Source organism: Sporosarcina sp. FSL K6-1508 (assembly GCF_038007465.1).
Lineage (GTDB): Bacteria > Bacillota > Bacilli > Bacillales_A > Planococcaceae > Sporosarcina > Sporosarcina psychrophila_B.
Window position 1 is genome coordinate 3019233 of record NZ_JBBOXF010000001.1, and the last position, 12276, is coordinate 3031508.

Consider the following 12276-nt stretch of genomic DNA (forward strand, 5'->3'; position numbering starts at 1 on the left):
TAAAAAGGCTAAATAGGTGTAGGAAAGGATGAATTAAATCATCCTTTCCGTCTATTGAAATCAGAAAATAAAATCAATTTTAAGTGATTTGACTATAAAGTGGGACGCTGCGGCTAAAACGGGGGATGGGTTATGAGAAAAAGTTTTCAAATCGCTGGAGCTTTTATCGGAGTAATTGTTGGAGCAGGATTTACATCTGGTCAAGAAATTTTACAATTTTTCACTAGTTTTGGACCGATTAGTATCGTTGGATCGCTTTTCGCAACTGCTTTATTTGCTTTTTTAGGAATGAACTTGACCCAGTTAGGAAGTCGTTTGCAAACAAAATCGCATCAAAATGTAATTTATCATATTTGCGGACGCTATTTAGGGCTAATCGTTGATATCGTCATCACATTTTTCCTTTTTGGTGTTACAGTTGTCATGTTTTCCGGAGCTGGTGCAATTTTTGAACAGCAATTCGGCATACCTAGTTTCATAGGAAGTATTCTTATGGCGGTTGTGACAATCTTGACAGTGACTTTGAGTGTTCAGAAAGTTATCGCATTCATTAGTGCATTCACACCATTTTTATTGTTATTAGTTATCGTAATCACCGTTTACTCGGTAATCCATTTCGATTTTTCATCTGCCGATTTAACAGGAGCGGTTGCCGCTCAAAATCGTGGCGCTTCTCATTGGTTTTTAGGTGCAATCTTGTATGTATCCTATAACTTAGCGGCTGGAGCAGCGATGCTTACGGTTATGGGGGGAACTATAAAGGATGAGAAAGTGGCCGCATGGGGAGGTATCATTGGTGGTCTAGGTCTTGGACTTCTCATCTTACTTATTAATATCTCAATGCTGACTCAGTTGAAGGAAATTGCAAGTCTGCCCATGCCAATGCTGTTTTTAGCAAATAATATAAACCCGACAATTGGCATAATCATGGCCATTATCTTATTGGGGATGATTTATAACTCAGCGGTCGGTATGTTATATGCATTTTCTGCTCGTATAGTTAAAACGGAAACTGTCCGCTTTAAAGGAGCTGTTACACTTTTTGGTACAGTGGCATTCGGCGCAAGTTTTATCGGATTCATCCAACTTGTTGGTACTGTCTATCCAGTGATGGGCTATCTTGGCTTCACATTAATTGCTGCGGTTATTTTCGCATGGGTAAAAAATAAAAGAACACCTAGTAAAGTAGAAGCAATAAATTAATAAGGAGAGACACCTTGTTATTAGTATAAGGTGACCCTCTTTATTAGCTTGACAATTCAGTTATCTGGTGTATGATAGTTTAAAATCTTCTAAAATTTGAACGGTGATGAAGGATTAGTATACGATAACAAGTTGTGAAAGAGAGCGGAATTTATCAGCTGAAAGATTCCGTCATAACAATCGTAGAACCTGCCTTCGTAGTCCTGTGCAAAACATGGGCGCGGCCCTCAGCGTTATGAGGTTAAGTGGGATGTGTTCACAAGCATCCAATTATGGTGGTACCGCGGAAACTAAGCCTTTTCGTCCTTAATATCAGGATGAAAAGGCTTTTTTGTTTGTCGAAATTATGTGGAATGGCGGGTGTATTGGAATGGAAAAACAGCGGATTGTTGTGAAAATAGGGAGCAGTTCTTTAACAAATGTTAAAGGTGAAATTGATCAAGTGAAATTTAATGATCATATCGAAGCGCTTGCTGTACTGCGTAAAGCAGGACATGAAGTGATTATTGTTTCTTCTGGTGCAGTCGCAGCAGGGTTTGCAAAATTGGGCTATTCATCAAGACCTGTAACGATCAAAGGAAAACAGGCAGCTTCGGCAGTTGGCCAAGGATTATTAATGCAATCCTACATTGAAAAATTTAGTATGCATGGAATCGTACCAGCTCAGATTTTATTGACACGAATCGATTTTTCTAATCGCGAACGCTACAGGAATGCCTTTTCGACGATGACTGAACTGGTAGAGCGGGGAATCGTTCCCATTATTAATGAAAACGACACCGTCTCTGTTGAAGAACTGACTTTCGGTGACAATGATATGCTGTCAGCACTTGTTAGCGGCTTTCTCCATGCAGACCACCTTATTATTCTTACGGATATCAATGGACTATATGATTCAAATCCGCGCAAATACCCATTAGCGAAACGACTTAATTATCTCGAACAGATTACAGATGACTTACTAAAAGGTGCTGCCGATATAGGATCGAAAGTCGGGACTGGTGGCATGAAATCAAAACTGCTTGCTACAAAAACAGCAACATCACTTGGCGTTTCCGTTTTCATTGGAACGGGAGAAGGTTCGAATAAGCTACTAACGATTTTACAAGGAGGAGGCGACGGTACCTATATTTCCAATCCAGATATCGCGAAGATTAATACGAGCAGACAATGGATCGTATTGCATTCCGAATCGACAGGCGAACTTTACGTGGATCAAGGGGCGGAAGAGGCTATTTTGTATAAAGGAAAAAGCTTATTACCTGCAGGTGTTGTTAAAGTGAAGGGGGATTTTCACAAAGGTGACGTTGTTGAAGTGTTTGGCTTGAATGGAATTTTAGGTAAGGGAGAAGTAAGTTATTCTTCGTGTGAATTAAGAAACACAATTGAAGACAGAAACAAGGAAAAAGAAGGGGGATTAGTTTCATCAACAGTTGAAGTCATTCACCGGAACCGCTGGGCACAAATTTAAAAAGGGGGGGATTTAGCATGAGCGAGATACACTTAAAAGGGAGAGCTGCAAAAGAAGTAAGTTATTCGTTGGTGAACGTCACAACCGATCAAAAAATCAAGGCATTAGCGTTGATTGCCGAACAATTAATGGCTGATCAAGTGTCCATTCTATCTGAAAATGAGAAGGATTTGGATGATGGAAAAGCAAAAGGGCTAACGGATGCAATTCTTGATCGCATTCTGCTCACCGAAAAACGAATAAAAGATATGGCAAGCGCGATTCATTTATTAATCGAATTACAAGATCCGATTGGTGAAACAGTCGAAACCATTGAAAAAGAGAATGGCTTGCTAATTGAAATGAAGCGGGTACCGATCGGAGTTATCGGTATGATTTATGAAGCAAGACCGAATGTCACTGTTGATGCGGCAGCACTTGCTCTTAAAACAGGTAACGCGGTCATTTTACGGGGAAGCTCCTCTGCGCAATATTCAAACAAGGCGCTTATAAAGTCGATTCATACAGCTCTTGATAAAAGTGAAATTCCAAAAATGTCAATCCAGTTAATTGAAGACACAAGCAGAGAAACTGCAAAGAAACTGTTTCGGCTAAATGAATACTTGGATGTGCTCATTCCAAGGGGAGGTAAAACACTTATTGAAACAGTAATCCGCGAAGCGACAGTACCGGTCATTCAAACGGGGGCGGGAAATTGTCACATCTATATTGACGAAACAGCAGAGCAGGAAATGGCTACAAATATTGCATTGAATGCAAAGATACAGCGCCCATCTGTTTGCAATGCGATTGAGACCATCTTAATTCATAAGAAATGGTTTAACCAATATGGAACAGAGCTTATCAATAAATTACAGAGGAACGATGTCGAGATTTTCGGGGACGAAATTGTCGTTCGGGAATGTGAAAATGTGCAAGTTGCATCCGAATCTGATTGGTCGACGGAGTATTTGGGGTTAACAGTTAGTATTAAGATAGTCAGGGGTCTTGATGAAGCAATTGCACATATTACTCAATATGGAACAAAGCATTCCGAAGCCATTATTACTAGTAATGAAGAGAATGCTGTGATTTTCTTGAATTCGATCGATGCTGCAGCTGTGTATCATAATGCTTCTACCCGATTTACAGATGGCTTCGAATTTGGCTATGGGGCAGAAATCGGTATCAGCACGCAGAAGTTACATGCGAGGGGTCCGATGGGATTAAAGGCGTTGACGACAACGAAATATGTCATTCGTGGGAATGGGCAAGTAAGGGAATAAAGTGCTTTTTGAATCGCAGGTAATTGCCCAAAAACACGGATCCTCCCCATGAATAACAACATCAAAAAAGCCGTGGAGATTAAAAATACTCCACGGCTTTCTTTAATTCAGTTCCAGATGTTGTTTTAAGGCAGTCGTAATTCCTAGTAATTCTGTTTCATCCATAATATAGTACCATATATTTCCGTTCATTCGCTTGCCTTCGCCGTTTTCAAAGTGAAGCTGTTCGACTTTACCTGCGGCATCACGGTAGTTCTTCTGAACGTCGACCATTTCATCGAAAGTCATATTTGTTTTTACATTGTCACCCAATGCGTTGAAGACACTACGGTATTTTAACAAGCTTTTCAAGGAAGTCCCTTCATGCAATACACCCTCGATCACCTGTTTCTGACGTTCTTGTCGTCCAAAGTCACCGTTGGGATCTCCTTTACGCATCCGTACATACGATAATGCTTCTTTACCATCCAACGTAATCTCCCCAGCAGCATAATGAATTGAGTCCTGTGTAAAATCAAAAGGATTATTTACGCTCACACCACCGACGGTATCGACAATTGTTTGGAACCCTTCCATATTGACTTCCATAACATAGTCAATTGGAATATCCAATAGATTTTCGACCGAATCCAGCGACATCTGAATGCCACCAAAAGCATATGCGTGATTTAGCTTGTCCGTGGTACCATGACCTACTATTTCTGTATACGTATCTCTAGGAATACTGATCATCTTTGTTGTTTTTAACTTAGGATTGACTGCCAAAACAATCATAGTATCCGAGCGACCTTTATCGCCTTCACGTTCATCGACTCCCAAAACGAGTACTGAAAAGGGATCCTGTTTACCCAAGGCAATTCCTTCTTCTCGCTTCTCCGATAATTCACGGTCAATCGGTTTATACATGCCTTTCAATGTAGACGTCAAGTCGAAATAAACACTCAAAGCAAAACCGCCTATTATAAGACCAATCACTGCTATAACCCATGGCCATTTTTTCCGTTTCTTCATCTTCTTCATATCTGTTCGATTCATAAAATTTCCTCCAGTAGGCGTCATTCGAAAAAGTGTACCATGATATAGACGCATTACCTTACTTCTAAGTTTCAATTATTGTAGTGGTGACAGTCACCACTACAATTCCCACACAATTAGTTGCGTTTGAACCGGCTGGTTTTATTGGATTTTAATCGCTTCATTCTGTTCTCTACTTCTTGTTTCATTTCCGCAGATTTTCTAACGTCTACTTGGATGGAAATGATTTCATCCTCTTGAACTTCCACTAAAAACCATTTATCCGCAGTGCTGCCGGGGGGGAGGGAGGATATAGCGATATGAAATTCTTTCTGTAATTCTTCAACTAAAAATAGTGCTTTTTCGTTGTCTGTAAACCGGTCGAGATATGCTGAATACATAATTAGCCTCCTGTACATGCAATGTCTTGCGTAAGTATGTCCTTTATCCGGGCGGGTCCGATACCATGGATTTTAGTAAGATCGTCTACTGATTGGTAGGGGCGGTGCTGGATTAAATCTTGTGAACGAGCAGGACCAATATGAATAATACGCTGGATCTCGGCTTCACTTGCTGAATTGATATTAACGCAAGAGCCACTTGATACAGACGGTGTTTTCATTTCGGGATCTGAATTAGGCTCTGTTATTATTTCCACAGGGGGCGGCGTGTGCTTTATAGTTCCTTGGTCATTTGTATGGACACTAAATGTCTTGCCATCTGTTTCTATAATAATTGTTCCATGGATATCCGTCCCATAAACGAGGGCACCGCTTTTTTTAAGCCTATTAATTGTTTCGATATGCGGGTGGCCGTACTGATTGTTCTCGCCAGCGGAATAGATCGCTACGTCTGGCTTAACTGCATTTAAAAATCTGTCTGTTGTTGATGTTTTGGAACCATGATGACCAACTTGTAAAATATCTGCCTCGAGGTTTCCGCCGCTGCTAAGCATTTCATTCTCTGCGTCTTCTTCACCATCCCCGGTAAAGAGGAGGGAAATTTCGCCGTACTGCAAACGAATTGCAATCGAGTTATTATTTGTAGTGCCTGAAAGCGTTTTTGGATGAAGAACTGCAACTTCGAGCGGGCCTATATCAAATAGTTCACCAACTTCAGGCTCATAGTAATCGACGCCATTATTTTCAATGGCAGCAAGTGCATCAGCAAAAACCTGGGAATCCGATGTTTCGCCATTCATCCATACTTCAGTTACATGAAAAGCATTAATGATTTTGTTTAATTGGCCGATATGATCTGCATGGGGATGCGTTACTGCGATAATATCGATTTCTGTTATATTCTGTGCTTGAAGATAGGAAACAACGTTTGTGGCATTCCAATCTCCCGTGTCAATGAGAATGGTGAATACTTCTCCGTCTTGACTGTATTCAATCAATGTAGCGTCCGCCTGACCGACATCTATGTAATGAACTTTCATTTTCGGTAGAGAAAGCCCTTGCTGTTCAACAGGAATTGTGTCTGCTACTTCTATAACTTCACTCTGTTCCTCATTTGCTTGCTTTTCTAATAATCCATAATCTTCTTTAAGGTTATCGGGAATGGGCGACTGTGTCGTCCCTTGGCCACAGCCCGAAAAAATAAGTAGACCAGCCAATAAATAAAGACCGATGAAAATATTCTTAATCATTTTTACCCTCTATCATTCGGTTATTTTCTTACAATATATAGTGTAGCAGACAAAACCGCTACGGTTAATAATATTATTTTAAAATAAATTATGAGAATTTAGTGCAGATAAGTAAATGTTCGTTTTTTGTACAAAAACATCCAATATTTAACGTGTTTTAATCGTCTGTTAGCCTTTATAATAGTTGTATATTCTAAAAGGAGTTGTCGTAGGCTTGAAGCTTATTTCGAAGTTTGCAACAAAGATTCTGGTTCTCGTCCTCTTAGTCATTGGAACAGCAACAAGTGTAGGGTGGTACTTCTTTGATGCAAATAAGGGAATCGAAATCTCATTTTCCGAATTTGAAAAAACAATTCAAGCGCAAAATGAACAAGCTGTTTCGCTCAAAGAAACGTCTAATGGGACATTATATTTGAAGACGAAAGATGAGCGATACATGACTCAAGTACGCCCTGAAAGCCAGCTAGTTGAACAATTAGTAGAAAAATATAATATTTCATATAAATATTCCGATCAAAGCCAGTACAGCAGTTTGATTATTGGTGGACTGTTCCTTGGTCTACTTGTTGCATTATTTGTGCTTCATAAAAAAGGGAAGATTGGTGTAGGTGCCTCTGCTATGAAAAATAGCGCTGCAAAATCAACACCTTTACCAAATATAACATTAGAAGATATTGGTGGGCTTCCTGAAGAAATGAAGGAAGAGATTTTGCAGACGTTATCAATTGTAAAAGATCCAAAACGGTCAGCACAAGTCGGCATTCAGCCGCCAAAAGGGATTCTGTTATATGGACCACCTGGTACGGGGAAAACATTGTTGGCGCAAGCTATCGCAAGCGAAATCGGTGCTACATTCTATTCCTCGAGCGGTTCGGCATTCAATGAGTTATTTGTAGGCGTTGGTGCCTCCCGCATTCGCTCTCTATTTGAAATTGCAAGAAAGCAACAGCCGGCAGTCATTTTTATTGATGAAGTCGATGCGCTTGCAGGTAAACGGAAAGCCCATGGAGGCGAAGAAGCAGAAAAAACATTAACGGAACTGCTCGTTCAGCTGGATGGCGGAAATGATAATGAAGGTGTGTTATTCATTGCAGCAACAAACCGAAAAGACATGTTAGATGATGCTTTTCTGCGCCCGGGGCGAATCGATTATTCCTTCCAAGTGCCTCTACCTGATACGACTGGAAGAAGAGAAATAATCGATATTCATACGAAGGGCAAGCTGCTGGCAGATGAAGTCTTTGCATCCTTGGATGTGCTAGCTGAAAGTACAACAGGATTTTCAGGGGCTGAACTGAGTTCCCTCTTTAAAACAGCGAGCAGAAGAGCAATTCGAGATGGCCGCGAACAGATCGCTAAGAGTGACCTTGATTTTGCGATTGACCGTACGATTCTGGGAAGTGCCTCCCGTTCAATGAACGACCAGGAGACGAAAAGAAGAGTAGCTATCCATGAGTCCGGGCATGCACTTGTCGCTGCAGTAACTAAACCGGGTTCTGTAAGGAAAGCGACGATTATTCCGCGCGGCCAAGCATTGGGATATGTTGCGCCGATTCAAAAGGAGCTCCACTTATCTACGTATAGTGAATTATTGGACCAAGTTAGCATGATCCTTGCTGGTGGCGTTGCCGAACGCATATATCTCGGCGAGCACAGTATTGGTGTTAGCGGCGACGTCCAGCAAGCAAAGGAAATCATTGAACGGATGGTAGACACAGGATTATTGCAAGACGGCTTCACGTTAACCTTTAACAAAGAGGAGAAAGAAGCGAAAATGCAAATGCTGTTTAATGATGCACTCCGAAAAACAGAAAGTCTAATTCAAGAACATGCATCCGAATTTGACCAGCTTGTGGACCTATTAATGCAAAAAGAAACGCTAGATGGTTCAGAAATTCAGCAGATTGTCAGCAGGAATCCAGTCGAATTATAAACTTGTTGAAAAGTGGTAATCAGAAGAAGAGACATTTGTCTCTTCTTTTTTTATATGATTTTGGAAACGTTTAACTTCCTTAAAATGGGGACCGACTATATAACAGCTCGAATCAATCATTTGGTTAAGACGACCAATCATATGTCCGGTCTGACCGATTATATATGTATCCCTACCAATCATAAATTTAAATAGACCGATTTTATATGGTTCTCAACCGATCATATCTAAATTGTTATCCTTTACATAGCACATGAATCCATTAGTTCGTTCTAATTTCTTCCCGCTTCTCCTACAGTATAACAAGTCATGAAAATGGGGGAGATTTACTGTGTTAATAGACGGGGTGTTTTCAGGAGGGGGTTTAAAAGGTTTTGCGTTAGTCGGGGCTTTTCAAGTGTTAGAAAAAAAGGGGTATCGTTTTAGTCGGGTAGCTGGAACGAGCGCGGGCGCAATTCTTGCCAGTTTTATAGCGGCTGGCTATACGGCTAAGGAAATTGAGGAGATGCTGGATGAACAAGACTTTCAGGTACTTCTTGATCCGCGAAAAACGATTATCCCCTTACCGTTAATGAAATGGTTTCTACTCTATTGGAGACTTGGTTTATACCAGGGAAAAGCATTAGAGAATTGGTTTTTAGAAAAGCTAGCAGCAAAAAATGTTTATACATTTTCAGATTTACCGCCAGGAAAACTAAAACTCGTTGCTTCGGATTTGACGCATGGAAAAATGATCGTACTTCCCGACGATTTGGAGGGCTATGGAATATCGGCAGAAACTTTTCCAGTTGCTCGAGCTTTACGCATGAGTTGTGGGATTCCTTTTTTCTTTGAACCAGTACAATTAAAAGTAGGGAAAGGGGAAACAATCGTTGTGGATGGGGGGGTATTGAGCAACTTTCCGATGTGGATATTTGAGGATGAGCATGGAAATAAAGAACGTCCAGTTGTTGGATTAAAGCTAAGCCGTAGCCAAGATGAAATGCCGGGACATAAAATTGACAATGCCTTAGATTTATTTGAATCGTTATTTTCAACGATGAAGAATGCACATGATGAAAAGTATATTTCTCGAAAACATGAAAGAAATATCATTTTTATCCCAGTCGATGATTATAGCGCAACTCAGTTTGATATGGACGAAGAAACAAAAGAGGCGCTTATGGAAGCGGGACGCATCAGTACGATTCAGTTTTTGAAAACGTGGTAAATGGAATTTAGAAAATGATTGAAACTTAGAAAACTGGCGGCCTCTTTACGGGTACGTCAGTTTTTTGAAGTGCGCCCAGCATGGGCGTAGTCTATAGGGTGCAAGTCCCGAACTGTGAAGGCAGAAGTAACAGTTAGCTTAACGCAAGGGTGTCCATGGCGACGTGGAATCTGAAGGAAGCGAGCGGCAAACCTCCGGTCTGAGGAACACGAACTTCATATAAGGCTGTGTATGATTGGGTGAGTTTGCTTAACAAAACAAAGCCCTTTCTGCCGAAGGTCATATGCAGTAAATGAAGCAGATAGGTGGAGGGAAAGACTACGTTCTTACCTGGGTATAAATGTCAATCTAAACATGTACAGTTTTGCTTGTTTAAGAATGTACAAAATCACTCATCTTCTTTTTTGAGGTGATCCTTTATTCTGTAGGATTGTCCAACGATACTTACAACTGTTGCGTGATGCAGAACACGATCCAATATGGCGTTCGCTAATTTGGTATCCTGGAAAACTTCATCCCATGCTTTGAAGTTAATATTCGTCGTTAAAATCGTACTTTTTTTTTCATAACGCATATCAATGAGCTGGAAGAACATCTTCGCATCCTCTGCTTCAATTGGTAAGTAACCAATCTCATCAATAATCAATAGTCTATACTTCGTATAATGCTTTAAACGGACTTCTAAGCGATTCTCTATCTTTGCACGCTTCAAGTTCTGGATTAAGTCGTGGCACTTTATAAAGTAAGTGCTGGTACGTTTCTTTGCGGCCGCTATACCTATCGATGTCGCCAAATGAGTTTTGCCGACCCCGCTGGGGCCTAAAAATACAATGTTCTCTTGCGCCTCAAGGAAGCGTAATGAAATAAAATCTGAAATTTGCTGCTTATTTATACTTGGCTGAAATTCAAAATCAAATTCAGTGATTTCTTTTCGGTGTGGGAAGGCACCCACTTTAACCATTGAGTGAATCATATTTTGTTCTTTCACATCAATCTCATAATTTGTAAGTTTGACTAAAGTATCTATAAATGACAATTCGTTTTTAATGCTGAAGTCCACGACTTCTCCTAAATGTTGCGTCATTTGTTTCAGTTTTAAGTACTCTAAGTTTTGGATTAATTGCTGATAACTATTCTTCATCGCTATACACCTCACCGATTGCTGCTAGATTTTGTTTGGCTAAAGCATCGATATCTGGATAATAGGGAATTGCTTTGGCTAGCGTATCTTTATAATGCGTCTCTTTATAATTTAATTTCGATGTAGTTATCTGATGCTGCACAATTAATTCCGTGGTATAGTAGACAAATAACTGATCATCATATACTTGTAACCCGACCGTCTTCCCTTGATATTTGGCTGGAACCGAATATTGGTTAGACTTGTAGGTAATCATGTTTGAAGCATTGACTTTTACAAGTGTGTGCTTGATTCTGTAAGAATCTTTTACTTTGTCCTGTGGTAGGGGGAGTAAGAGGTTCTTTTCTTGTTTGTGCGCAAATAGTGGTATCTTATTCGTCCCTTGATTGATACTTTGATTAATACGTGTACAGAGCTTCTGTATGAATTGATGTAACTCTTCATAGTTGAATTTCCCCTGATAAGCATGAATCTCATCCAACAGCTTCATAGGTGCTTCTACTTTGCCTTTTGTTCTAGGTCTTCCTGCAACACAAGGTTGGACTTTGAAGCCGAAATCCTTCGCGAATTGAGTAAACTTGTTATTCACAACTCCCTTGAAATAATCTGTTCTTGCCTCATCCATTACGGTTTTCATATTGTCTGTCACAATCACTTTTGGTACGCCTCCAAATACTTCAAACGCTTCTGTCATAAATGACAATAAGACACTTTGAGATTTTGAAATACTTAGATGAAAGGCTCTAAATCTTGAATAAGAAAGTAGGAGCACTGCCACATTCACATAGATAATTTCACCATCTTTCATTTCATAGCGAATACTCTCTTTCCAATCCAGCTGTGCTTGTTCACCAGGTTTCGTTTCATAACGAATCCCAGATGAAGCACTTGATGTTGTACGCTTTCCATCATCAAAGTAGGCCTTGAATTCTGGTTTTCGATTTATATATGCACGGAAAGCAGATTGCGAACACTGTAGATCATGATTATCCGTAAGATATTGCCATAAAACTCGCTTGTAATAAAAGATTTGTTTGGAATCGGTGGATAAAAGTAACGCGATGACTTCATAGTATTGGTCAATTTTAGAAGCTTTATTTCTAGTTTCCTTTGGTGTGAAACCGTTTAAATATTTTTCAATCGTTCGACGATCTACATTTAATTCTCTAGCCAACCGGCTTTTATTTATTTTCATTTTTAAATTCCCCATTAGTTGCTGTAGTTTTGGTAGATCGAAAAGATTCTTCACTTCAATTTCCGTCTGAATATCTAGCTGCAAATACACACCAATCACCTCTTGATTAGTATGAAGAAGTGACTCGGATATGTACATATCTATTCAAGCACTTATGTACATATTTAGACTATCATTTATACCTGGGGAGGTC

General features: G+C 40.0%; 10 protein-coding genes. 5 read left to right on the top strand and 5 right to left on the bottom strand.

Annotated elements, in window-relative coordinates; genetic code table 11:
• Positions 1-132 precede the first annotated feature (132 nt).
• From MKZ11_RS15210 to MKZ11_RS15220, 3 genes are all read left to right on the top strand, one after another.
• A complete protein-coding gene (locus MKZ11_RS15210) occupies positions 133-1203 on the top strand; it encodes a YkvI family membrane protein (RefSeq protein WP_340795237.1) in 1071 nt (356 codons plus the stop codon).
• 370 nt (positions 1204-1573) lie between these two features.
• Positions 1574-2674 (top strand): glutamate 5-kinase, encoded by a 1101-nt coding sequence (gene proB / locus MKZ11_RS15215; protein ID WP_340795238.1) that lies wholly within the window; start codon positions 1574-1576, stop codon positions 2672-2674.
• Positions 2675-2691: 17 nt separating this feature from the next.
• Positions 2692-3939: a glutamate-5-semialdehyde dehydrogenase gene (locus MKZ11_RS15220; RefSeq protein WP_340795239.1), complete on the top strand. Its 1248-nt coding sequence runs from the start codon at positions 2692-2694 to the stop codon at positions 3937-3939.
• A 102-nt stretch (positions 3940-4041) separates the two neighbouring features.
• Here MKZ11_RS15220 and MKZ11_RS15225 read toward each other — a convergent pair whose 3' ends face one another.
• The 3 genes from MKZ11_RS15225 to MKZ11_RS15235 all read right to left on the bottom strand — a co-directional run bounded on the left by MKZ11_RS15225 (position 4042) and on the right by MKZ11_RS15235 (position 6604).
• The gene (locus MKZ11_RS15225; RefSeq protein ID WP_340795240.1) at positions 4042-4974 is read right to left on the bottom strand and encodes an LCP family glycopolymer transferase; all 933 of its coding nucleotides are present in this window, start codon (positions 4972-4974) and stop codon (positions 4042-4044) included.
• 116 nt (positions 4975-5090) lie between these two features.
• Complete coding sequence (locus MKZ11_RS15230; protein ID WP_340795241.1) at positions 5091-5354, bottom strand: DUF3006 family protein; 264 nt, start codon at positions 5352-5354, stop codon at positions 5091-5093.
• Between the two features lie 2 nt (positions 5355-5356).
• The gene (locus MKZ11_RS15235; protein ID WP_340795242.1) at positions 5357-6604 is read right to left on the bottom strand and encodes an MBL fold metallo-hydrolase; all 1248 of its coding nucleotides are present in this window, start codon (positions 6602-6604) and stop codon (positions 5357-5359) included.
• A gap of 214 nt (positions 6605-6818) precedes the next feature.
• Between MKZ11_RS15235 and MKZ11_RS15240 the strand changes: the two genes are divergently transcribed.
• Positions 6819-8537, top strand: coding sequence for an AAA family ATPase (locus MKZ11_RS15240; protein WP_340795243.1), 1719 nt, complete (start codon positions 6819-6821; stop codon positions 8535-8537).
• A 331-nt stretch (positions 8538-8868) separates the two neighbouring features.
• Positions 8869-9747 carry a patatin-like phospholipase family protein gene (locus MKZ11_RS15245; protein ID WP_340795244.1) on the top strand — a complete coding sequence of 293 codons (879 nt, stop codon included), beginning with the start codon at positions 8869-8871 and terminating at the stop codon, positions 9745-9747.
• A gap of 388 nt (positions 9748-10135) precedes the next feature.
• Here the strand turns inward: MKZ11_RS15245 and istB are convergent, their stop codons facing one another.
• Positions 10136-10888 carry an IS21-like element helper ATPase IstB gene (gene istB, locus MKZ11_RS15250; RefSeq protein ID WP_340794546.1) on the bottom strand — a complete coding sequence of 251 codons (753 nt, stop codon included), beginning with the start codon at positions 10886-10888 and terminating at the stop codon, positions 10136-10138.
• The gene (gene istA / locus MKZ11_RS15255) at positions 10878-12173 is read right to left on the bottom strand and encodes an IS21 family transposase (protein ID WP_340796980.1); all 1296 of its coding nucleotides are present in this window, start codon (positions 12171-12173) and stop codon (positions 10878-10880) included. The genes istB and istA overlap by 11 nt, the downstream gene beginning before the upstream one ends.
• Positions 12174-12276 lie beyond the last annotated feature (103 nt).